Here is a 22,149-nt window from a genome sequence, read left to right on the forward strand (position 1 = left end):
TCAACCGTTAGGATCGCTCCTTGTCGCTCCTGGCGACGACCACATTGATATTCTTGTTCTGCATGCGTTCGAGATGGGCAGCGGGGGTCTTTTCATCGACGATGACGACATCGAACTCGCTTAAGGACGCGAAACTATGCAGCGCCCGGCGGTCGAATTTCGTGTGGTCAGTGAGCAATATGCGTTTGGCGGCACTGTTGAACATGGCCCGCTTGATGTCGACGATCTCGGGAGACTGGTGAAACACCACGTCGTCGATGATCGCCGACATCGAAATGAAGGCAACATCGGCTCGCAACCGATTGATCTCGTTGATGGTCATGCGCCCCATGAAGGCGTTGCACCAGTTGTAGTACTGCCCGCCAAGCGCCAGGAGCGTCACGTCGTGCATGTCCTTCAATGCGTTCATCAGCGTCAGAGAATTCGTGATCGCCGTCAGCGGCACCTTGGCAGGCAGTTGCGACGCCATCTGCAGCACGGTGGTGGAATCGTCGAGGAAGATCGCCTGGCCCGGTTCGATGAACTGGATGGCGGCCGCGGCGATCAACTTCTTTTCGCTCGCCTGCCGGTTGGCGCGGTAGACATCGCTCGATTCGATCAGGCTGGTGGCGGTCGCCGTGACGATGCCGCGCGTCTTGCGGAAGAGACCGCGAGCCACCAGTTCGTCGACATCGCGATGCGCCGTCATCAGGCTGATGCCGAAGCGCTCGGTGAGATCCTCGATCCGCATCGACCCCTCAGCCATGACGGCCTCGGCGATCAACTGGCGCCGGGCGAGCTGGCGGGAATGCCGACTGTCGCTAGGCAGTTCGTCTTGCAGGAATGATGCGGGGCTTGTTTTCTGGGTCACTTTGGCCTCTGAGGCTGAGCCTTACGGGTGTCCGCTTGGTGCTATGAATATCATGTCAAGGCAAAAAGACTATAGAGAACAATTTGCTATTTGGTTTACCGAAAGTTCTGCTTGATGTCCGGTAGGGTCTTCAAGCTGTAACGACGCAAGGGTGGGGACGCCGTTGCCGGCGTCCCCGATATCATTACTGCGACAGGACGAACGGTCCGGTGTACTTGTCGACATTGTCCTTGGTGATCAGGATGCAATCGAAGAGCTGCTTTTCGCTCGTGGCGCCGGTCTTGCCCGTCTTGATGAAGCTGTCGGCTTGCTTGACGGCCTCTGCGGAGAAGACTGCGACCGGCTGCAGAACCGTATATTGCAGTTCGCCGGCCTTGATGGCGGCAACAGCGTCCGGGGAACCGTCGAAGCCGCCGACCTTGATATTGGCGAGCTTGCCGGCTTCCTTGAGGGCGGCAATCGCGCCGAGCGCCATTTCGTCATTGCCGGAGATCACGCCGATGATATCCGGGTGAGCCTGCAGCATGGACTGCATCTTGTTGTGGCCCTGGGTGCGATCCCAGTTGGCGACTTCCTTGGCGACCTTCTTCAGATCCGGATACTGCGTCAGAACGGTTTCATAGCCGTTAGAGCGGGTGGCGGCGTTGTTGTCGGAAGGCGCGCCGAACAGTTCGGCATACTTGCCTTTATCGCCAACAGCCTCGACCCACTGCTGCGCACCGATAGCGGCACCCTGGGCGTTGTTGGAGACGAGCTGTGCCTTGGCGAGGCCTTCCTGGTTGATTTCAGCATTGACCAGGAAAACCGGGATGCCGGCAGCAACGGCCTTCTTGACCGCACCGACGGAACCATCGGCATTGGCCGGGTCGAGAATGATAGCAACCGACTTGTTGGTGATAGCCGTGTCGATCAGGTTGCTCTCGGTGTTGGTGTCGCCCTTATGCGCACCGACCGTTGCCGTATAACCGAGCTTTTCGGCCGTTGCCTTGGCGACATTGCCTTCCGTCAGCCAATAGGGGTTGGACGGATCGTTGACGATGATCGTCATCTGGCCGGCGGCCCATGCTGCTCCCGTCAGAAGCGGTGCAACCGCAACCGCTGCCATGATAATGCGCATACCTTTTTTAAACATTAGTCTCTCTCCCTTTTGATGAGCTTAGATGTTACCGGCGAACCGGCGGTGCTTTCTCCGATCGGCTGTAATCACCGGTCGGTGACAAGTTGGAGTGCAATGCGTCAGCCGGATTTGGCCCGACGTCCGTATTGGATGCTGTTCATGAGCACTGCGAGCACGATGACCGCGCCGGTGAAGACGGTCTGCCAGTAGGCCGAGACACCGATGATCACCAGGCCGTCCGAAAGGAATCCGATGACGAAGGCGCCGAGCATCGTGCCGCGCACCGTGCCGCGACCGCCTGTCAGCGCCGCGCCGCCGATGACGACAGCGGCAATCGCGGTCAGTTCATAGGTGGTGCCGGCGGTCGGGCCGGCCGATGTCAGCTGCGAGGACAGCACCAGGCCGGCAATGGCGGCGCAGACGCCGGAAAACACGTAGACGAGAATCTTGACCTGCTTGACCGGGACACCGGAAAGATCGGCGGCGCGCTCATTGCCGCCCGAAGCATAGAGCCAGCGGCCGAAGGCGGTGCGGCTGAGAACGATCCCGCAGATGATTGCAAGCGCGGCGAGCACGATGACGCCGATCGGAACGCCGGCAAGGCGATTGAAGCCGAGCCAGTCGAAGCCGGTATTGCCCAGCTCCGGCCGACCGCCGAGATTGTTGTAGGTAAGACCGTTGGTCATCAGCAATGCGATGCCGCGCGCGACATAGAGGACGCCGAGCGAGGCGACGAACGCCGGAACCTTCAGGTATGCGATGAGCACGCCGTTGACAGCGCCGACGACGGCGCCGAGCGCGCAGGTCAAGATGACGACAGCCCAGACCGGCGGATAGAGAATGACGCCGAAGCTCGAAACGGTGACGCCCTGCATCAGGAAGCCAGCGATACAGCCGGCAAGGCCCAGGGTAGATCCAACAGACAGATCAATGCCGCCATTGAGGATGACCAGCAACATGCCGATGGCCAGAATGCCGAAGATGGCAACATGCGAGGCCATGGTCAGGAAGTTGCTGAGCGAGAAGTAATAGGGCGACAGGAAGGAGAAGACCGCGATGATGACGATCAGCGCGAAGAAGGCGCGCCCTTCCAGGATCAGCCGCACGAGATTGAAGTTTCGCCGCTGTCCGTTCGAAATGGGTTTCTTTTCAGTGATGTTCGTGACTGACATAATCAGTGCTCCATGAATGCGGCTAGTGCGCGACCACTGCTTCGCCGGAGGCGGCCATGATCTTCTCTTTGGGGACGTCGGGACCGAATTCGGCTGATATCTTGCCGCGGTGCATGACGATGATGCGATGGGCGATGCTGAGGCACTCGGCGACTTCCGACGTCGAATAGATCACCGCCAGGCCTTCCTTGGCGCGCTCGGCCAGCAGCTTGAAGACTTCGGCCTTCGCGCCGATATCGATGCCGCGGCTCGGCTCGTCGAGCAGGATCACCTTCGGCGCCGTCGCAAGCATCTTGCCGATGACGACCTTCTGCTGGTTACCGCCTGAAAGCGAACCGATCGCAGCGTCGCCGCCATCGGTCTTGATATGAACCTTGCGGATCGAGGTGTCCACCAGCGCCCGCTCGCGGCCGCCGGACGTGAAGAGACCCTTGGTGAAGGCGCCGATACTGGCAAGCGACAGGTTCGAGCCGACGGTCATCGTCTGGACGAGACCGTCCCGCTGCCGGTCTTCCGGCACCAGAACCAAGCCTTGGGCGATGCGGCCGGCAATGCTGAGATGGCCGACGTCGTTGTTCCCAAGCAGAACGTGGCCGCCGCTCGATCTCAGGCGTCCCGCGACGCATTCGAGCAATTCCGTGCGTCCGGCCCCCATGAGCCCGTAGATGCAGACGATCTCGCCGGCTCGGACCTGAAGCGACATGCGGTCGACGGCGTTGTAGGCAGCACCAGACGGGCCGGGAACGGTGAGATTATCGATCGTCAGCGCGACGTCGCCCATCTTGTGGCCGGTCGGCGGGCTGCCGAGATCGAAATTGTCGCCGACCATGTTGCGCACGATCCATTCGAGATCGATGTCCTTGCGCTCAGCGTAGGCCGTCATGTTGCCGTCGCGGAGCACGACGGCATGGTGGGTGATCTGCAGCGCCTCTTCCAGATGATGCGAGATGTAGACGATGGACACACCACGCGCCGTCAGGTCGCGAATGACCTTGAACAAGACCTCGACTTCCGTAGCGCTGAGCGCCGACGTCGGTTCGTCCATGATCAGGATGCGCGAATTGACCGAAAGAGCGCGGGCGATTTCGACGATCTGCTGCTGGCCGAGGCGCAGATCCTCGACAGGCGTCATCGGGTCGATATGCTCTTCGAGTTCCTCCATCAGCGCCCGTGTTTGGCGCTCTTCCTCGGCGAAATCGACGACACCGCCCTTCATGATCTCGCGACCCATGAAGATGTTGTCGCGCACGCTGAGATTGGGCGCGAGGCTCAATTCCTGATGGATGATCGAGATGCCGCAGGAGCGCGCATGTGTCGACGAAGCGAAGCTGATCGGGTTGCCGTCGAGGATGATTTCGCCTGATGTCGGCTGTATGACCCCGGAGAGGATCTTCATCAGCGTTGACTTGCCGGCACCGTTCTCACCGAACAATGTCGTGACTTCGCCGCGCCGAATATCGAAATTCACGCCCTTCAGTGCGTGGACGCTGCCATAGGACTTGGCGACGTTGCGGGCGGCGAGAACGACTTCGCCTGTGCCGGCTTCTTTTTCCTCTGCCTGGCTCATTTCAGTTCGACCTTCACGGGGGTGACCAGCCAGTTCTTGGGATTGATGAGCTTGAACACGCCGATAACCGTTGCCGTCTTGCCCGTCAGCTTCTCGGGATCAAGACTGCCGAGGGTTGCCTTCTTCATCTCGTTGTTGATGGCGGAGCCGGCATCCTGATATTCGATCTGGTTGGTGAACTGGCCGAATTGGATCTTGCCGGTCGCATCGCGAAGATCGGTGCCGTTGATCGCCGGGCCGGTCTGCACTCGAACGGTGATACCGTCAGGCAGGCCGTCGACCTTGAAGTCATTGAGGTTGGCCTTGCGGTCGCCAAATGTACCTGACAGCGAGACGGGAAGCACGGGGCCGGTGCTGGTGGCGACACCATATTTCGTGCCGGCGGCCTTCTTGTCGGCCAGAACGGCATTGCCGAGCGTCACCGCGTCGACGGCCCGCTGTTGGACATCTGCCAGAACCTTCGGAAATTCCTGGGCGCCATAGGCTTCCGGCGAGAAGGCCTGCTCGCGCACATCATGCGTGGAGCCGATCTTGACCACCTTTGTATCGGCGGCAATGGCGCCGATCACGATCACGACGGCGGCAATACCGGCGACGATCTTGAGCTTGGAGCCGGTCGGCTTGGCGGTTGCGTATTGAATTTGCGTATTCATGTTCAAACGACCTTCGGCATATCAGCCGGATTGCCTGATGGAGAACGAGGAGAAAGGCGCTGCGATCGTGGCAACGATCTAGCGAGGGCCCGGCACGCCACATCGGGCACGCAGACGCTCCGCTCGGTTTCGGTACAGGCCGTCACCGGAAGGAAAATTCAACATCAGGAGCCTCCTCAGCATGCGGGCGTCGGTCTCCTCCAGCCGCCCAATGGAACTCACAATCATCTCGTTTCCGTAATAATTGTGATAGAAGTGTGTTAATAACTGCAAATCATATGTTATAAATTTCTGAGCATGTCAACTGCCATCTATTGCGTTTCGTGAGCCGGCCATCTCCCCATACGCTGGCGTTCCGTACTTCGAGTATGCCGCAACCCCTCTTCAATGAACCAGTTTTTCAGTCACGCCGAATTGTCTGCATATGAGACGTGTTCTCAAAAGAAAGCCGTGCCAAACAATTGATAAATATGAGCATTATTTATATCCGTGTGAATGAAGCCCATGCCTCGCTTCTTGCGGTACCGACTCTGTTCGCGGATAGGCGCTCCTCGCATTGCTCTCGCCCAGCTCACTTTCGTAAGCCCTCCTCTGTGCAGCTGGGGAATTGACAACACCCATTTTATATGAAAAAAATTACAATACCAGAAAAATATTACGACATGTGCGATATCTCTGTGGTATAACGTGGCTGTTTATAAACAGGCGCTGTTGCACGATGGTCGGGCGATATGATTTGTGGATTCGAGGGTGAGGTTCTCTTGGTCCGGGATAGTCCGCTTTTCGGTGCTGAAAATAGCCGTGGTGCAAGCGGCTTGGAGCAGACCCTCAGGCTCTGGGTCGATCGGGGAGGAATGAACGTGCTTTTTGTCGATGCGAACGTCTCAGTTGCGGGGCAGGTTGGGGCGGAGCCGGCGCTCAATGCCTAGGAGCGACGGGATCATTATCGGGATCGATGCCGGAACCTCCGTTCTCAAGGCCGTTGCCTTTGAATTATCAGGCAGGCAGATCGCTTCAGCTTCGGCGCGAAATCGATACCAGACAGGCGAAGACGGCTCGGTCACGCAGTCGCTCGGCCAGACATGGTCGGACTGCGTCAGCGCGCTGCGCGGCCTCGGTGATAAGGTGTCGGATCTCGCCTCCCGCGCGGTTGCCATTGCCGTTACGGGGCAGGGGGATGGAACCTGGCTTGTCGGTGCCGGCAGCGCCCCGGTTGACGATGCCTGGCTCTGGCTCGACGCCCGGGCTGCATCGACCGTTACGCGCCTGAGCGCTGAGGCGAACAACCGTGCGCGTTTCGAGGCGACCGGCACGGGTCTCAATACCTGCCAGCAGGGTGCGCAGCTCGCCCATATGGATCGCTTCATGCCGGAGCTGCTCGATCGGGCTGAAACGGCGCTGCATTGCAAGGACTGGCTCTATCTCAACCTGACTGGCGTGCGTGCGACCGATCCATCGGAAGCAAGCTTCACCTTCGGCAATTTTCGCAGCCGCCAGTACGATCCCGTTGTTATCGATGCGCTCGGCCTTGGCCGCCGCCGCTCGCTTCTTCCAGAAATCATCGACGGCACCGAAATCAGCCATCCCCTGACCGGCGAAGCGGCCAAGGCCGTGGGGTTGCTCGCGGGAACGCCGGTCTGCCTCGGATATGTGGATATGGTCATGACCGCGCTCGGTGCCGGCGTGCGCACCGGCGGCCAGAATGCTGCCTGCTCGACGATCGGGTCGACGGGCGTGCACATGCGCGCGAAGGCTGTAGCGGACGTCCATCTCAATGACGAGGGTACCGGTTACGTCATCGCCCTGCCGATCCCCGGGATCGTGACGCAGGTTCAGACCAATATGGGCGCGACGATCAATATCGACTGGATCCTGAGGATCGCGGCGGATCTGATGTCCGATGGCGACCGGCAGGTCTCCTATTCGGACCTTATTCCGCGCATCGATGCCTGGTTTGCCGAAAGCCGCCCGACGAACCTTCTCTATCATCCCTACATTTCGGAGGCGGGAGAACGGGGCCCCTTTGTCAACGCGCATGCCCGCGCCGGGTTCACCGGGCTTTCCACGCGTCACGGCTTTGCCGACATGCTGCGCGCCGTGGTCGAAGGGCTCGGCATGGCGACGCGCGATTGCTATGCGGCCATGGGAGATATGCCGTCGGAATTGCGCATCACCGGGGGCGCCGCCCGCTCGCGCGCCTTGCGCAGCTCCCTGTCTGCCGCCGTCAAGGCGCCGGTGCGGATTTCGGATCGCGAAGAGGCGGGTGCTGCCGGGGTGGCGATGATGGCGGCGGTTGCTATCGGCGCCTATCCGGACATGGACAGCTGTATCGCCGAATGGGTGACGCCTTTGCTTGGCGAAGCCGAGGCACCGAATGTCGAGGACGCCGAGCGCTACGACCGGCTGTTCGACGCCTACAAGGATATACGAGAAGCGATCGCGCCCACCTGGGACAAGCTTGCACAGCACTAGCCCGACATGGAGCTGAGGCGCCGTTGAAATTTGATTTGATGATGCCCGAGGCATCCGAAGGAGCATGACATGACTGAACCCGAAATCTTGGATCTCTTTGTGATCGGCGGCGGCATCAATGGTGCCGGCATTGCCCGCGACGCAGCCGGCCGGGGTCTTTCGGTCGTGATGTGCGAGAAAGGCGATCTGGCAGAGGGAACATCCTCACGGTCCGGCAAGCTGGTGCATGGCGGTCTGCGCTATCTCGAATACTACGAATTCCGTCTGGTGCGCGAAGCGCTGATCGAACGCGAAGTGCTCCTGAATTCGGCAAGCCATATTATCTGGCCGATGCGCTTCGTGCTGCCGCATAGCCCAACGGATCGTCCCGCCTGGCTCGTTCGCCTCGGTCTTTTCCTCTACGACCATCTCGGTGGCCGCAAGAGGCTGCCGGGTACGCGCTCGCTCGATCTGCATCGCGATCCCGAGGGCGCACCTATCCTCGACCAGTATTCCAAGGGGTTCGAATATTCCGACTGTTGGGTTGATGACGCGCGGCTTGTCGTCCTCAATGCGCTCGATGCAGCTTCCAAGGGCGCGCAGATCCTGACGCGCACGGCCTGTATCAGCGCCCGGCGCGATAAGGGTGGCTGGATTGTCCAGACGCGCGACCAGCGCTCTGGCGAAGTGCGCACGGTGCGCGCTAAGGTTCTGGTGAATGCATCAGGCCCATGGGTCAACGACATCATCAACCGTGTTGCCGGCTCCAACAGCCGCCGCAGCGTCCGCCTCGTCAAGGGCAGCCATATCATCGTTCCGAAGTTCTGGAGCGGGCAGCAGGCCTATCTGGTGCAGAACCACGACAAGCGTGTGATCTTCATCAACCCCTACGAAGGCGACAAAGCGCTGATCGGTACGACCGACATCCCCTATGAGGGCAAGCCGGAGGAGGTGAAGGCCGATGAGACGGAAATCGACTATCTGATCGCCGCCGTAAACCGCTACTTCAAGGAAAAGCTGCGTCGTTCCGATGTGATCGAAAGCTTCTCCGGCGTCCGGCCGCTGTTCGACGACGGCAAGGGCAATCCTTCGGCCGTAACACGCGACTATGTCTTCGATCTCGACGAGACCGGCGGCGCGCCGCTTCTCAACGTCTTCGGCGGCAAGATCACGACGTTCCGCAAGCTCTCGGAGCACGCGATGCAGAAGCTTGCCAAGTTCTTTCCGAAGATGGGCAGCGACTGGACGCGTGAGGCCAAGCTTCCGGGCGGCGATATCCCGAATGCCGATTATGTCGCTTTCGCCGATTCCCTGCGTTCGGCCTATCCCTGGATGCCGCGCGCGCTCGTGAACCATTACGGCCATCTCTATGGTGCACGCACCAAGCAGATCGTCGGGGGTGCTACGTCTCTTGCCGGGCTCGGACGCCATTTCGGCGGCAATCTCTATGAGGCGGAAGCTCGTTACCTGGCGGCTTCGGAATGGGCGCAGAAGGCGGAAGATGTGCTCATGCGCCGCACCAAGGAAGGGCTGCGCATGACGGCCGAGGAAAAGGCGGATTTCTCCGCCTGGTTCGACGCCGAACTGGCGCTGGCCGCCTGAACCATTCGCTCATTGCCGGGAACCGATATCCATGCCCTTGACCCTTTCACTCAACACCAACCCGCTGGTTAACCGCTTCGCCGAGCCGGCCGACCTGATCGAAACGGTCGCGCGCGACCTGCGCATCCGCGATCTGCAGCTGACGCATGAGTTCATCAATCCCAGCTGGCAAGCCCCCGTCATCCGCCGGCTGACGCGCGATATGCAGGCCGCGTTGAAGCGCACCGGCGTTCGCGTGACCTCGGGCATGACCGGTCCATACGGTCGCCTCAACCATTTCGGCCATCCGGACAAGGATGTCCGGCGCTACTATATCGATTGGTTCAAGACCTTTGCCGACATCACCGCCGATCTCGGCGGCCATTCCGTCGGCACGCAATTCGCGATCTTAACCTACAAGGATTACGACAATCCCGTCCGGCGCGAGGAACTGATCAAGATCGCGATCGATTGCTGGGGTGAGGTCGCGGAGCATGCCCGCGCGGCTGGCCTTTCCTATGTATTCTGGGAGCCGATGAGCATCGGCCGCGAATTCGGCGAGACCATCGAGGCATCTCTTGCGCTGCAAGACCGCTTGACGAAGGCGCGGCTTGCCGTGCCGATGTGGATGATGGCCGATATCGATCATGGCGATGTCACCTCGGCCAATCCCGACGACTATGATCCCTATGCCTGGGCGCGCGCCATCCCCAAGGTTTCTCCGATCATCCATATCAAGCAGAGCCTGATGGACAAGGGCGGCCACCGGCCCTTTACTGCGGAGTTCAACGCCAAGGGCCGCATCCAGCCGGCGCCCTTGCTTGAGGCTTTTTCAGAAGGTGGTGCCAAGGATAACGAGATCTGCCTGGAGCTGTCGTTCAAGGAGCGTGAGCCCAACGATCGCCAGGTTATCTCGCAGATTGCCGAAAGCGTCGCCTTCTGGGCACCTCATATCGACACGGGCGTTGGCGACTTGCATATCTAGCCGCGGAAACAGCTGAATCTTGATTCTGCAGCCAAATCAGCCACGAGGCGATGTTAGAGGCGTTAAATCGAGATCGGAAAACGAATAGGCGGACCTATATGCGTGATGAAGTAGGGAGGAGCGGCCGATGACCGATGCAGATGCTTCGCTGGCCGTGCGGGCGGCCTGGCTGCACTATGCCGGAGGATTGACGCAGTCCGAGGTGGCCAAGCGTCTTGGCGTGCCCTCGGTCAAGGCGCATCGACTGATCGCGCGGGCGGTTGCCGATGGCGTGGTGAAAGTGACGATCGATGGCGATATCGTCGAATGTGTCGAGCTTGAAACGAAGATCGCTGCACGTTTTGATCTGCAATATTGCGAGGTTACCCCCGATCTCGGCGAGGAGGGGTTCGCGTTCCGCGCTCTGGGCCAGGCCGGCGCCGGCTTCCTGCGACGTGAAATCGAGAGCGGCAACAACAAGGTCATTGGCCTCGGCCATGGGCGCACGCTCTCGTCCGCGGTTCACCACATGTCTCGCGTCAGCGCCAAGGATCTGCGCTTCGTCTCGCTGCTCGGTGGATTGACCAGAAACTATGCCGCCAACCCCTATGACGTGATGCATCGCATCGCCGAAAAGACCGGCATGCAGGCACATGTGATGCCGGTGCCGTTTTTCGCCAACACGCGCGAGGATCGGGATGTGCTGTTGGCCCAGCGCGGCGTCAAGGAAGTGTTCGACCTGGCAAACGGCGCCGAGCTGAAGCTCGTCGGCTTGGGCACGGTCGATACCAATGCACAACTCGTGCTCTCGGGCATGGTGGAGCCGCACGAGATCAAGGAGGTCACGGCTGCCGGCGGTGTCGGCGAAATTCTCGGTCATTTCTTCGATGCGGACGGCAATATTCTCGAGACGACGTTGACGGCGCGCACGCTGTCGGCATCGCTGCCGCGTTCGAAGAAAGAGCGGCTGGTGGCGCTTTCGGGCGGCCTGCCCAAAGTCGAGGCCATCCGGGCAGTTCTGAAGAGCCGCTGTCTATTCGGTCTGATCACCGATGAGAGGACAGCACAGGCGCTATTGAAGGATTAGCCCTGGCTCACGTCGAGCGAAACACAAGACCGCATCAACATAACAGAAAAAATGTTGAATTGTGAGATTTTTCTGTTATATTCTGTTTGGTTCCATCCGAGTGAAAGCTGGAGTGCAAGGTGAAGCGGGAAGAGCGCCAGCAATCGATCATCAATCTGCTCGTCGAGCAGAAGACCGTCGATCTCGACGATCTGGCTGATCGCTTCACCGTGTCCAAGATGACCATTCATCGCGATCTCGATGATCTCGAGCAGTCAGGCGTGCTGCGCAAGGTTCGCGGCGGTGCCACGATCGATGCCGGCACCCAGTTCGAAAGCGATTTCCGTTTCCGCGAGCGCCAGGGGCACGAAGAAAAGCTCAGCATGGCGCGCTGCGCGCTCGATCTGGTCGAGCCCGGAATGACCGTTATGGTCAATGACGGATCGATGGCGGCCGTCCTCGGCGAGATGCTGCTGCAGAAGCGGCCATTGACGCTGATCACCAACAATGCCGCGATCATAGACCGCCTGAAGAGCGAAAGCGGCATCACGCTGATCGCGCTCGGTGGCATCTATTCCGCGAAATTCAATGCCTTTCTGGGCGTTGTCACCGAGGAGGCGCTGTCACGGCTGAGAGCCGACATCGCGTTCCTGTCGACCCCTGCCATATCCGGCAGGCTTGCCTACCACATGGACGATAATGTCGTGCGCACGAAACGGGCCATGATCGCTTCGGCCGCCAAGACCTGCCTGCTCGTCAGCCATCAGCGCATGGGGCATACGGCTCTGCACGTGATGGCCGATCTTGCTGATTTCGACGCCGTGATCACCGATCGCGCTCCCGATGCCGCGATTCTCGAGCAGTTCCGCCGAGACGGCATCACCCTCACCATTGCTTCTACCCAGGATATGACATGACAGATACGCCTCGCTATTGGATCGGCACGAGCTGGAAAATGAACAAGACGCTGGCTGAGGCGCGCGCCTTTGCCGAAGCCTTGCGTGCCGCCGATGCGCTGAGAGATCCGCGCATCCAGCGCTTCGTCATCCCGCCATTCACTGCCGTGCGCGAGGTCAAGGCAATCCTGTCTGACAGTTCCGTCAAGGTCGGCGCCCAGAACATGCATTGGGCCGACCAGGGCGCCTGGACGGGAGAGATTTCACCGCTGATGCTGAGGGATTGCGATCTCGACATCGTCGAGCTCGGCCATTCCGAACGTCGCGAGCATTTCGGCGAGACCAATGAGACCGTCGGCCTGAAGACCGAGGCGGCCGTCCGCCATGGGTTGATCCCGCTTATCTGCATCGGCGAGACGCTGAACGATCGCGAAAGCGGTCGCGCGGCGGAGATCTTGAGCGAGCAGGTGATCGGCGCGCTTTCGAAGCTTTCTGATCAGGAGAAACAGGCGCAGATCCTGCTGGCCTACGAACCAGTCTGGGCGATCGGCGAAAAGGGAATTCCCGCCGAACCTTCCTATGCCGACGCACGCCAGGCCGAGATTATCGCCGTCGCGCAAAACGTGCTCGGCCGAAAAATTCCATGCCTCTACGGCGGATCGGTCAATCCGCAAAATTGTGAAGAACTCATATCCTGCCCGAACGTAGACGGGCTTTTCATCGGGCGCTCGGCCTGGAACGTCGAAGGCTATCTCGACATCCTCGCCAAGTGCGCCGCCAAACTCTGAGGAGACTGCAATGAAGCTTGCAATTGCTGGAGACAGCGCCGGCGAGGGCCTCGCCAAGGTTCTCGCCGATCATCTGAAGGACCGTTATGAGGTGAGCGAAGTGTCGCGCACGCAGGACGGCCCGGATGACTTCTATGCCAATCTCGCCGACCGCGTCGCTTCCGGCGTCCTCGACGGCACCTACGACAAGGCAATCCTCGTCTGCGGCACCGGCATCGGCGTCAGCATTTCCGCCAACAAGGTGCCGGGCATCCGCGCGGCCCTGACCCACGATACCTATTCGGCGGAACGTGCGGCACTTTCGAACAACGCCCAGATCATCACCATGGGCGCCCGCGTCATCGGCACTGAACTGGCCAAGGCCATCGCCGACGCTTTCCTGGCCCAGACCTTCGACGAGAAGGGACGGTCAGCCGGAAACGTGAATGCCATCAACGAGGTCGATGCGAAGTACAACGCTCGCTAAGACCTGTCTCCCAAGGCGCAGCGAGCCCGGCTGATCCCTCTCGATCGGCCGGGCTTGTCTGTATTTGGCGGCAAGGTGACCGGGCGGGTTATCTGGCGCGGCGGCCTGCCAGCCATTGCTTGAACTCGACATTGGTATCGGTCTGGATGGCGCCGACGCCGGCCTCGACAAGCGCGCCCCATACACTTTGCGGATCCTTGACGGCGCGGCTGTCGTTGAAATCGAGATTATGAGCGACGTCGAGCGTGTTGATCCACATCCGGATGTTTTGACGCTCCAATTCCTCGCGGCCAGCCGCAAGATCGGCGATATCGGTGAATTTCACCTCGACCATCGGCGCGCGCAGCGGCTCGATCAGCCTCAGATCCTCGGCGAACTTGCCGGGCCTGGCGCGGAACATCGGCATATAGGGGACGGAGCCGAACCAATCGGCATCGAGCACCGGGAAGTTGCCGCTCTCCGGCTCGACATCGGACTTGATGATGACGTGATCTTCCGCGCCAAGCCGCCGGACCGTGGCGATCACCAGCGGTAGCTCGCGGGGAAACTTTGTATCGATATTGACGAAGACGCGCCCACGCGCCTCCTCGAGTGCTTCCTCCAGTGTCGGCACGCGCTCGTCGGTCAGCTGCGCCGTCTCGCCGCCTGCGCCTTCGCGAAGGCGTGCATCGCGCACCGCCGCAAAGTCAGTTGCGCCGACGACGCCCTTGCCGGATGTGGTGCGGTCAAGCGTTTTGTCGTGGATGACGACAAGTGTGCCATCGGCGGTAGCTTGGGTGTCGATTTCGACAAATTCGACGCCCAGCTCCGCGGCAGCGCGGATTGCCGCCAGCGAGTTTTCCGGCGCTGCCGTCCAGAGGCCGCGATGGGCGATGGTGAGAATATCCGGGTTTTCGCGCGAGAGAGCCGAGTAAATGTCGGCAAGGCGAGGCGAGGACGAGGCGGCGGTCTGACTGGGCATCAAGATGACTTTCGGGTCCTGATCGGTTTCAATGGCGATATCGCATCCCTGCGTTTCAGCTGAAGAAAGCATGCGCAGATGGTTTGATCGTCTATTAATACGCATAAAGTGTAGTATTTGTGACAGAGCCTGTTAAAGGTCTCATGGGGCGGTGCGGTCGGATTGCGAGAGGGCGTGCGAGGGCTAAGCCGGGGCCAGAAGGATGAGGATATATCTATGGCTGCGTCTGAAGGATCTCCGCTGGCGAGCGAAAATGAGCGTCTCATCCTCGATATCGTTCGCCGGCATGAGCCGATCGCCCGCGCGACGATAACGACACATACCAATCTGACGCAACAATCGGTGCATCGCCTGGTCGAGACGCTGCTGACGCGGGGCCTGCTTTGTACCGGTGCACCGCTCAAGGGCATGCGCGGCCAGCCAAGCCCGACGATCCAGCTGGTGAGGCATGCAGTCTATTCCGTCGGCATTTCCGTCAACACCGACGCCGTAACCCTGTCTCTCGCGGACTTTGGCTGCAACATCATCGCGCAGGAGACGTTGGAGATGGTCCCGAGCGATCGCCGGGTAACGCTTGCAGCACTCTCGCGAACGCTTCAATCCATTCTGAAGGAGCATGCCGTATCGCGCGATCGTCTTATCGGGCTTGGCTTTGCCATGTCGGGCTTCTTCGTCTCGGACAATCGCGCTTTCAACGCTCCGGAACCTCTAAAGGACTGGTCGCTGTTCGACCTGCGACCCGAATTGGAAGAGGTCTTCGAGCTGCCCGTTTGGCTGGAGAACAATGCCACGACAGGCGCTATCAGCGAAAGCCTGCGCGGCGTCGGACTGTGGTGCTCTACCTTCGCCTACCTCTCCTTCAATTACGGATTTGGCGGCGGTCTCGTGCTGGAGGGCAAGCCCTATCTGGGCTTCCATGGTAATGCCGGAGAACTCAGTGTCATCTACACGTCCGAAGAGGCGCCACGACGACCGGCCCTGCAGTACCTGATCGCTGCCTTGCGCAAGAATGGCATCAGCATAGGCTCGATCGAAGAACTGCGACAAAACTTCGATCCGACCTGGCCGGGCGTTGAGGATTGGCTCGCGGAGACCATGCCGGCGCTCGATCGATTGATCGCTACATTGGTTGGCGTGGTCGATCCGCAGGCCATCGTCTTCGGCGGACAATTGCCGGCGGAACTCGGGCGGATGATGATGTCTCGCCTGAACATGCCCTCCGGGCGTCACCATCGCTATGGCGTCGCGCCAGGGGAGGCGCGGCTGGTCCTCAGCGAGACGAAGGGGGATGCCGCCGCTATTGGTGCAGCGCTCCTGCCTTTGAAGTTCCGCTACTTTTTGTAACACAGCCGCCTTAATCGGTGCGTATTTGGATGCGCAGTGTGGCTTCGACCCACCACGAAAATGTGAAGGGGCGGGCGTAGCCAACTGCTCGAAGTTTGCCTCGGCCCCGAGAGACAGCCGGATTTCGTTCCGCCGCATCATCGGTTCGGCGCATTTTCAGAAGGCATTGATAATTCACCGTCAGGGTTTTCTGGACGACCGCAATTGACGCGCAATTTGTCATGCGTTTCAACGAGCCCAATCTTGCCGACGAACATGAGCGGCTCACGCACGGATATGCTCATGCTGGCCGCGTCGAGCAAGGTTTTGCATCGACGCATGATTGATCCGGATTTTCTAGAAAACGCGGCGCTTAAATCTGCGCAAGTGCTGATGGTCGCCGCCGCAATTTTTGCGGACGGCTGTGCGGATCTCAGCATTGCGGGGCCCCGGATGCGGAAGGTATTCCCCAGCACCGGCTTCCTCAGCATCTGTTATGTTCTGGCAAACTTCCCTGCCTCCGAGTGGGATATCAAGCTGTGCGGCTCCAACTGGCAGGGATGGAAGCGGCATGATTGGCAAAATGAGCGCGCATGGGGTCGAGGAGAAGATTGCGAGAGGACATATCGCCTTGGTTGCTTAAAGCCCGCGACGCAGGCCGGTCGTAGATGTTGGCATATCCGCGCTAGCCGCTATTGCGTGAGCAGGCCGCGCAACTCCGGTAGCTTGTCATTGACCAGCCAACCGTAATAGTTCTCCTCCGGCAGCTTCTTGCCGCCGGCAGCATCGGCTGCCTGCCGCAAGGCAAGCGCTCGGCGCCGCGGCTGCCCGACATTATAGAGTGTGGCGGTCAGGCCGGGATTGTCGGTAATGTCGAAACCCTGGGCCTTATAGACATCGATCGCATCTCTGACGATCGCTGCGATATAGATGACGCTGCGGTCGGGATCCATGATGTCGCGATAGATTGCCTGCGAATCGTCGGCGGACAGTTTCGGCAAGCCACTGGTCGCATGCACGAGGTCGGTGACTTCGAGTGCGGTCAGCGGACTGATCTGGCCAAGACCAAAGGTCTGGCCCGCAAAGAAGGGCTGGAAGAAAGCACGCTGGAACGTCATGTTTTCATAGGTGATGCCGTCGATGACCTTGCCACGAAAACTTTTGTCCCAGGTTTCGTCGCGGCATTCCCACAATTCGGCGCTGCCGGTGAAGGCGTCGCAATGGGCGAATTCCGGCTTTTTCAGAAAGGACTGGACGCTTACGTCCTTGTAGCTGAACGTGAAGTCGGCCTGGGAATAGGCGAGGGCCTTGACGTAATAGGACTTCACCCTGTTGACGATCGTGATGTTGTACGTGTGTTCGCCGACCAGCGCGCCGACGATGTGGATGGGGTCGATCTGATAGGTTTGCGCGGCCTTCTTGATCGAGGCCATCAGCTCTTTATCCTCGCGAAGCACGCCGACGATCTTTTGGTACTTCTCCTCGTAGGTCGTATCGAAAGCCTTCGCTCGCAAGGCCGATGTGTTGGGTATCGGCGGCTGTACGCTGTTGCGATTGCCCGGAGGCACCCGCACCAATTCGTGCCCGAGGCAGGCGCCTGCGAGGGTCAAAATAACAAGAAGGCTAAGCGCAGAGGTTTTCGACAGGCTTGTTCGCATTCGCAATGGCTTTCAAAATAGTCCCCGGCACCGGGATGATCTTGATATTCGATCGGCTCGCGAAGGCAAGGACGCGTGCTTCTTCCGCCCGCCGAATCACAATAAACTTTCCGTAGATCAGCTTCCGGCTGCAGAGGCGCGTAGCAGTGCTGCTGGAGCGCGCTGTAAACCCGCCGCGGTGGTTATTGGAGAGAATGCCGGTGAAACATCTTTTGATGGTTGGTGGTATTTTGCTTGTGGCAGCTCCGGGCGAGGCGGTACCGACGATGGCCGATGTCCCGGCTCTTGCGAAGGCGGCGGTCGCGAGACGCATCGACGTGCCGGCTTCCGCCATTCACATCTCGGCGGCCAAGCCGAGTTCGAAAATGCCCGGTTTCGTCGTCTGCGGCCGCGTTGATGGCACTTCCGGCGCGGGAGGGGAAAGCACTCCGGAAGAGGAGCGTTTTTTTGTCATCATACCCGGCGATTTCGCCATATTGGACCAGGACGGCAAAAGCCTTGTTGACACCTATTGGTCCGAAAATCACTGCGAATGAGCCGTCAGCGCCTTGCTGATCATGGCGAGTTCTTCGGGCGTGCGGCCCGATTCCAGCCGGACCCAGCTGTTCGGATTGGCGGCGGATTGGCGCTTGATGAACGTATAGCCGGTCCCGGCCCAGGTCTTGATGGAGTCGGTTAGATTGTCGAGGATCAGATCGCCGTCATTCGTCCGGGCCATCAGGACGAGGTGCCCCTCATTGTGGGTGTCGAGGACCACGGTCAACAGCAGCGCCGAACGCGGCCAGCCGGCTTCTATAAGCAGCTTCTTTTTCAGAAGGACGTAGTCGTTGCAATTGCCGGCGCCGTCGTCCGGGTAGGTCCACCAGTTGATGATGCCGAGCTTGTAGATTCCGTAATGATCGTTGTCGCCGATGCCCTGAATCTCGTGATTGACCAGGCTGTTGATCTGCTGCAATTGCGCTCGGCGCTCTTGGTCGATCGTGACAAATTCTTCACTCTTCTGGCCAGGCACGCATTCCGCAGGCTGCGCAACGCAGAAGCCGGTCCAGCCGACGGGTGCACTGGCATCGGTGATGACCCGGACAAACTGATGCGCCTCAGTGGCAGCATTCGCGACGGGTTTTGCGGTGGTCGCTGTCGAAAACAGCAGGCCGGCAACGAAGAGAAAGCTGGCAGCAACAATGAATGAACGCATATTCGGCTCCATGAATACGGTTCATGAAATCCGATGCGGTCAAATTTATTCAGAAGAAGATTACTCGCATTTTATCAAAGCTGCGTTTTTTGCGATCTTGGCTGTCGTATACGTTAGTCCGAAGATCAGATTTGCGATTTGATGACCGCGGTACTTTGGAAAAAATGCGCGAATTTCATCGAGATATGGCACTAGCTGAGCGGCTGGAAACCCGTCTATGATCTAGGTCTCTTCGGACGAGAATCTCTGTCCCGCGTCGCGAGGGGGGACAGCCAATGAAAACTTCGGGAGGTTTTATGATCGACGATATTCTTGACCGGATGACGCTTGAGGAACAGGTTTCGCTGCTTGCGGGTGCCGATTTCTGGACCACCGTGCCGATTGAGCGTCTCGGCGTCCCGAAGATCAAGGTCACGGATGGTCCGAATGGCGCGCGAGGTGCCGGCTCGCTGGTCGCCGGCGTCAATGCGGCCTGCTTTCCGGTTGCCATCGCCCTCGGCGCGACATGGAACCCGGCGCTAGTCGAACGCATGGGTGTGGCGCTGGCCGGCCAGGCGAAGAGCAAGGGCGCTGCAGTCCTGCTGGCGCCCACGGTCAATATCCATCGTTCAGGCCTGAATGGCCGCAATTTCGAATGCTACTCCGAAGATCCGATGCTGACGGCAGCGCTCGCGGTTGCCTATATCCAGGGCGTGCAGAGCCAGGGTGTTGCCGCGACGATCAAGCATTTCGCCGGCAATGAGTCCGAGATCGAACGACAGACGATGTCGTCGGATATTGACGAGCGCGCGCTTCGCGAAATCTACCTGGCGCCGTTCGAACAGACCGTGAAGAAGGCCGGCGTGATGGCGGTCATGTCCTCCTACAATAGATTGAACGGCACCTATACCAGCGAGCACCCCTGGCTGCTGACAAAGGTCCTGCGTGAAGAATGGGGTTTCGACGGTATCGTCATGTCAGACTGGTTCGGTTCGCATTCGACCGTAGCAACGGTCAATGCCGGGCTCGATCTGGAAATGCCGGGGCCGTCGCGCGATCGCGGCGAAAAGCTCGTGAAGGCGGTACGGAACGGTGAGGTCAAGCCCGAGACCGTCCGTGCGACCGCCGGCCGCATCCTGACGCTGCTTGAACGCGTCGGCGCCTTCGAGATCACCCCGGATTTGACGGAGCATGCGTCGGATTTGCCCGAGGATAGGGCTCTGATCCGTCAGCTTGGCGCCGAAGGCGCGGTTCTCCTTAAGAATGATGGCATTCTACCGCTGCAAAAACCAGGGCTCGGGCATGTGGCCGTTATCGGGCCGAATGCCGCCGAGGCGCGCGTCATGGGCGGCGGCAGTGCCCAGATTGCCGCTCATTATAAGATCAGCCCGCTTGAAGGCATCCGCGCGGCGCTATCGAATGCCAACAGCATCCGCTATGCCGCGGGCTGCCGCAACAATCGTCTGATCAATCTCTTTTCCGGCGAGATGCGAGTGGAATACTTCAAGGGCCAAAACTTGGCCGGTTCGCCGGTGGCGGCGGAGCCGGCGAATAAGGGTGAGTTCTTCTGGTTCGACCTGCCGTCCCCCGAGCTTGATCCGAGCGACTTCTCCGCGCGCATGACGGCTTTCTACACACCGACGGAAAGCGGCGAACACATCTTCGGCATGACCAATGCCGGCCTTGCCAAGCTCTATGTCGACGGCAGACTGGTCGTGAACGGTTATGACGGCTGGACACGCGGCGACAATTATTTCGGCACGGCCAATGTCGAGCAGCGTCAGAGAGTACACCTTGAGGCCGGCCAGCAATATCAGATCGTTGTCGAGTATTGCTCTTCCGCGACGACCGAGGAGGGGATCAATCTGACGGCCGTCCGCTTCGGCGTGGAGAAACCTCTCGGCGAAGCGGACATGGCAGAGGCCGTCGAGACGGCACGTGCCGCTGATATCGCGCTGCTGTTCGTTGGCCGCGATGGGCAATGGGACACCGAAGGGCTCGATCTGCCCGACATGCGCCTGCCCGGCCGGCAGGAAGAGCTGATTGAAAGGGTGGCGGCGGTCAATGCCAATACGGTCGTCGTGCTGCAGACGGGCGGACCTATTGAGATGCCATGGCTCGACAAGGTCAAGGCTGTGCTGCAGATGTGGTATCCAGGCCAGGAACTTGGGAACGCCGTGGCCGATGTGCTGTTCGGCGACGCCGAGCCCGGTGGCCGCTTGCCTCAGACCTTCCCGAAGCGCCTGGCGGACAATTCCGCGATCACAGACGATGCCGCGATCTATCCCGGCAAGGACGGACATGTGCGCTACGCCGAAGGCGTTTTCGTCGGCTACCGTCACCATGATACGCGCGGCATCGAACCCTTGTTCCCCTTCGGTTTCGGTCTCGGTTATACGCGCTTTTCCTGGGGCGAGGGGCAGGCGTCGACGACGGAGATGGAACCCGACGGCATCACCGTCACGGTCGACCTCACCAATGTCGGCGACAGAGCGGGATCGGAACTGGTGCAGCTTTATGTGCGGCCGCTTGCCGCGACGGTAGAGCGACCGGACAAGGAGTTGCGCGCTTTTGCCAAGCTTCGGCTTGCTCGTGGAGAAACGGGCAGGGCGTCGCTGCTCGTCAAGCCCCGCGATCTCAGCTATTTCGATATGGAGACGAAGGCGTTCCGCGCCGCTGCCGGCCGCTACCAGCTTTTGCTGGCTGCCAATGCGACGGATATCCGCTCGGTGATCACGATCGAAAACCCCAGGGAATGGATCGGCAAAACTTCGGATCCCTCCATCTGACAACGTAACAGGGGCGCCGTTAGTGGTCAGGCCATACGACTGCTGCTAACGACGGCGCATGCGCACGGGCGGGATACGCCCCGAAAATGAGGAGCCAAGCCCGTCGTCGGCAGCATGATCCGGCTGAAAGATCTGGCCGACCGGTTTTGGCCGTCCGAGAAAGAAGCCCTGGGCCTCGTCACAGCCTTCGGTGCGAAGAATCTCGAGCTGGTGATTGGTCTCGACGCCCTCGGCCAGAACGGGAATTTCAAGGCTCTTGCCGAGCGCGAGGACGGCGCGGACGATCGCCTTCGCCTGGATGCTGCGCTCTACCTCGCTCATGAAGGAGCGATCGAGCTTGATCTTGTCGAAAGGGAACGAGCGTAGCGTGTCGAGCGACGAATATCCCGTTCCGAAATCGTCGATTGCAATGGTGACGCCAAGCGTTCGGATCTGTCGCAGCACATGCAGGGTGCGGCTCTTGTCGGCGATGATGGTGGATTCGGTGATTTCCAGTTCGAGCCTTGCCGGAGACAAGCTAGTTTCAAACAGGATCGAATGGATAAGCTTGGCAAGGTCCGCATGGGCGAACTGCACTGGCGAGAGATTGACGGCGATCTTGTAGGGCCTGTCCCATGAGGCTGCCTGCCTGCAGGCTGTTCGCAAGCAGCGATGGAGATCTCTCGTCAGAACA

At 59.9% G+C, this 22,149-nt stretch carries 19 protein-coding genes and 1 pseudogene; 10 read left to right on the top strand and 10 right to left on the bottom strand.

What is annotated here, in order from left to right; all coding sequences use genetic code 11:
• Positions 1 to 7: 7 nt before the first annotated feature.
• The 5 genes from FHT28_RS26150 to FHT28_RS26170 form a co-directional block, all read right to left on the bottom strand.
• Positions 8 to 850 (bottom strand): DeoR/GlpR family DNA-binding transcription regulator, encoded by an 843-nt coding sequence (locus FHT28_RS26150; protein ID WP_037201257.1) that lies wholly within the window; start codon positions 848 to 850, stop codon positions 8 to 10.
• Positions 851 to 1,034: 184 nt separating this feature from the next.
• Positions 1,035 to 1,982, bottom strand: coding sequence for a D-ribose ABC transporter substrate-binding protein (locus FHT28_RS26155; protein ID WP_037201256.1), 948 nt, complete (start codon positions 1,980 to 1,982; stop codon positions 1,035 to 1,037).
• Between the two features lie 104 nt (positions 1,983 to 2,086).
• On the bottom strand, positions 2,087 to 3,139 hold the full coding sequence (locus FHT28_RS26160) for an ABC transporter permease (protein ID WP_113108413.1): 1,053 nt from the start codon (positions 3,137 to 3,139) through the stop codon (positions 2,087 to 2,089).
• A 22-nt stretch (positions 3,140 to 3,161) separates the two neighbouring features.
• Positions 3,162 to 4,706, bottom strand: coding sequence for a sugar ABC transporter ATP-binding protein (locus FHT28_RS26165; RefSeq protein WP_047639594.1), 1,545 nt, complete (start codon positions 4,704 to 4,706; stop codon positions 3,162 to 3,164).
• Positions 4,703 to 5,359 (bottom strand): DUF2291 domain-containing protein, encoded by a 657-nt coding sequence (locus FHT28_RS26170; protein WP_168597777.1) that lies wholly within the window; start codon positions 5,357 to 5,359, stop codon positions 4,703 to 4,705. The genes FHT28_RS26165 and FHT28_RS26170 overlap by 4 nt, the downstream gene beginning before the upstream one ends.
• 921 nt (positions 5,360 to 6,280) lie before the next feature.
• Between FHT28_RS26170 and FHT28_RS26175 the strand changes: the two genes are divergently transcribed.
• The 7 genes from FHT28_RS26175 to FHT28_RS26205 all read left to right on the top strand — a co-directional run bounded on the left by FHT28_RS26175 (position 6,281) and on the right by FHT28_RS26205 (position 13,571).
• Positions 6,281 to 7,831 carry an FGGY-family carbohydrate kinase gene (locus FHT28_RS26175; protein WP_168597778.1) on the top strand — a complete coding sequence of 517 codons (1,551 nt, stop codon included), beginning with the start codon at positions 6,281 to 6,283 and terminating at the stop codon, positions 7,829 to 7,831.
• Between the two features lie 69 nt (positions 7,832 to 7,900).
• Entirely contained in the window at positions 7,901 to 9,412 is a 1,512-nt protein-coding gene (locus FHT28_RS26180; protein ID WP_168597779.1) for a glycerol-3-phosphate dehydrogenase, read from the top strand.
• A 31-nt stretch (positions 9,413 to 9,443) separates the two neighbouring features.
• Complete coding sequence (locus FHT28_RS26185) at positions 9,444 to 10,376, top strand: TIM barrel protein (RefSeq protein WP_168597780.1); 933 nt, start codon at positions 9,444 to 9,446, stop codon at positions 10,374 to 10,376.
• Between the two features lie 127 nt (positions 10,377 to 10,503).
• Positions 10,504 to 11,442, top strand: a complete 939-nt coding sequence (locus FHT28_RS26190) for a sugar-binding transcriptional regulator (protein WP_047561472.1) — start codon at positions 10,504 to 10,506, stop codon at positions 11,440 to 11,442.
• Positions 11,443 to 11,561: 119 nt separating this feature from the next.
• Entirely contained in the window at positions 11,562 to 12,338 is a 777-nt protein-coding gene (locus tag FHT28_RS26195; protein ID WP_168597781.1) for a DeoR/GlpR family DNA-binding transcription regulator, read from the top strand.
• Complete coding sequence (locus tag FHT28_RS26200) at positions 12,335 to 13,105, top strand: triose-phosphate isomerase (protein ID WP_168597782.1); 771 nt, start codon at positions 12,335 to 12,337, stop codon at positions 13,103 to 13,105. The genes FHT28_RS26195 and FHT28_RS26200 overlap by 4 nt, the downstream gene beginning before the upstream one ends.
• 10 nt (positions 13,106 to 13,115) lie before the next feature.
• Positions 13,116 to 13,571 carry an RpiB/LacA/LacB family sugar-phosphate isomerase gene (locus tag FHT28_RS26205; protein WP_037199693.1) on the top strand — a complete coding sequence of 152 codons (456 nt, stop codon included), beginning with the start codon at positions 13,116 to 13,118 and terminating at the stop codon, positions 13,569 to 13,571.
• An 88-nt stretch (positions 13,572 to 13,659) separates the two neighbouring features.
• On the opposite strand, the gene FHT28_RS26210 is transcribed toward FHT28_RS26205, so the two are convergent.
• Positions 13,660 to 14,532, bottom strand: a complete 873-nt coding sequence (locus FHT28_RS26210; protein ID WP_168597783.1) for a glycerophosphodiester phosphodiesterase family protein — start codon at positions 14,530 to 14,532, stop codon at positions 13,660 to 13,662.
• Between the two features lie 216 nt (positions 14,533 to 14,748).
• Here FHT28_RS26210 and FHT28_RS26215 point away from each other — a divergent pair, with 216 nt between their 5' ends.
• Positions 14,749 to 15,876 (top strand): ROK family transcriptional regulator, encoded by a 1,128-nt coding sequence (locus FHT28_RS26215; protein ID WP_168597784.1) that lies wholly within the window; start codon positions 14,749 to 14,751, stop codon positions 15,874 to 15,876.
• Positions 15,877 to 16,013: 137 nt separating this feature from the next.
• Here FHT28_RS26215 and FHT28_RS26220 read toward each other — a convergent pair whose 3' ends face one another.
• Positions 16,014 to 16,295: a hypothetical protein gene (locus FHT28_RS26220; protein ID WP_168597785.1), complete on the bottom strand. Its 282-nt coding sequence runs from the start codon at positions 16,293 to 16,295 to the stop codon at positions 16,014 to 16,016.
• Positions 16,296 to 16,547: 252 nt separating this feature from the next.
• A complete protein-coding gene (locus FHT28_RS26225; RefSeq protein WP_168597786.1) occupies positions 16,548 to 17,513 on the bottom strand; it encodes a DUF1402 family protein in 966 nt (321 codons plus the stop codon).
• 146 nt (positions 17,514 to 17,659) lie between these two features.
• Here FHT28_RS26225 and FHT28_RS26230 point away from each other — a divergent pair, with 146 nt between their 5' ends.
• A complete protein-coding gene (locus FHT28_RS26230) occupies positions 17,660 to 18,049 on the top strand; it encodes a hypothetical protein (protein WP_348645022.1) in 390 nt (129 codons plus the stop codon).
• On the opposite strand, the gene FHT28_RS26235 is transcribed toward FHT28_RS26230, so the two are convergent.
• Positions 18,037 to 18,708, bottom strand: a complete 672-nt coding sequence (locus FHT28_RS26235) for a transglutaminase-like cysteine peptidase (RefSeq protein ID WP_168597787.1) — start codon at positions 18,706 to 18,708, stop codon at positions 18,037 to 18,039. The two genes, FHT28_RS26230 and FHT28_RS26235, sit on opposite strands and share 13 nt — an antisense overlap.
• A 296-nt stretch (positions 18,709 to 19,004) precedes the next feature.
• Between FHT28_RS26235 and FHT28_RS26240 the strand changes: the two genes are divergently transcribed.
• Positions 19,005 to 21,476 carry a glycoside hydrolase family 3 C-terminal domain-containing protein gene (locus FHT28_RS26240; protein WP_168597788.1) on the top strand — a complete coding sequence of 824 codons (2,472 nt, stop codon included), beginning with the start codon at positions 19,005 to 19,007 and terminating at the stop codon, positions 21,474 to 21,476.
• Between the two features lie 45 nt (positions 21,477 to 21,521).
• On the opposite strand, the pseudogene FHT28_RS26245 reads toward FHT28_RS26240, so the two are convergent.
• Positions 21,522 to 22,121: pseudogene (locus FHT28_RS26245) on the bottom strand (EAL domain-containing protein); the annotation flags it as partial.
• Positions 22,122 to 22,149 lie beyond the last annotated feature (28 nt).

The organism is Rhizobium sp. SG570, assembly GCF_012275345.1.
Classification (GTDB): domain Bacteria; phylum Pseudomonadota; class Alphaproteobacteria; order Rhizobiales; family Rhizobiaceae; genus Rhizobium; species Rhizobium lusitanum.

Coding starts and splice junctions, on each gene's coding strand:
- FHT28_RS26160 (WP_113108413.1), bottom strand. CDS start 3,139: ATGTCAGTCACGAACATCACTGAAAAGAAACCCATTTCGAACGGACAG.
- FHT28_RS26225 (WP_168597786.1), bottom strand. CDS start 17,513: ATGCGAACAAGCCTGTCGAAAACCTCTGCGCTTAGCCTTCTTGTTATT.
- FHT28_RS26215 (WP_168597784.1), top strand. CDS start 14,749: ATGGCTGCGTCTGAAGGATCTCCGCTGGCGAGCGAAAATGAGCGTCTC.
- FHT28_RS26200 (WP_168597782.1), top strand. CDS start 12,335: ATGACAGATACGCCTCGCTATTGGATCGGCACGAGCTGGAAAATGAAC.
- FHT28_RS26165 (WP_047639594.1), bottom strand. CDS start 4,706: ATGAGCCAGGCAGAGGAAAAAGAAGCCGGCACAGGCGAAGTCGTTCTC.
- FHT28_RS26185 (WP_168597780.1), top strand. CDS start 9,444: ATGCCCTTGACCCTTTCACTCAACACCAACCCGCTGGTTAACCGCTTC.
- FHT28_RS26205 (WP_037199693.1), top strand. CDS start 13,116: ATGAAGCTTGCAATTGCTGGAGACAGCGCCGGCGAGGGCCTCGCCAAG.
- FHT28_RS26240 (WP_168597788.1), top strand. CDS start 19,005: ATGATCGACGATATTCTTGACCGGATGACGCTTGAGGAACAGGTTTCG.
- FHT28_RS26235 (WP_168597787.1), bottom strand. CDS start 18,708: ATGCGTTCATTCATTGTTGCTGCCAGCTTTCTCTTCGTTGCCGGCCTG.
- FHT28_RS26175 (WP_168597778.1), top strand. CDS start 6,281: ATGCCTAGGAGCGACGGGATCATTATCGGGATCGATGCCGGAACCTCC.
- FHT28_RS26220 (WP_168597785.1), bottom strand. CDS start 16,295: ATGCTGAGATCCGCACAGCCGTCCGCAAAAATTGCGGCGGCGACCATC.
- FHT28_RS26190 (WP_047561472.1), top strand. CDS start 10,504: ATGACCGATGCAGATGCTTCGCTGGCCGTGCGGGCGGCCTGGCTGCAC.
- FHT28_RS26180 (WP_168597779.1), top strand. CDS start 7,901: ATGACTGAACCCGAAATCTTGGATCTCTTTGTGATCGGCGGCGGCATC.
- FHT28_RS26155 (WP_037201256.1), bottom strand. CDS start 1,982: ATGTTTAAAAAAGGTATGCGCATTATCATGGCAGCGGTTGCGGTTGCA.
- FHT28_RS26210 (WP_168597783.1), bottom strand. CDS start 14,532: ATGCCCAGTCAGACCGCCGCCTCGTCCTCGCCTCGCCTTGCCGACATT.
- FHT28_RS26170 (WP_168597777.1), bottom strand. CDS start 5,359: ATGAATACGCAAATTCAATACGCAACCGCCAAGCCGACCGGCTCCAAG.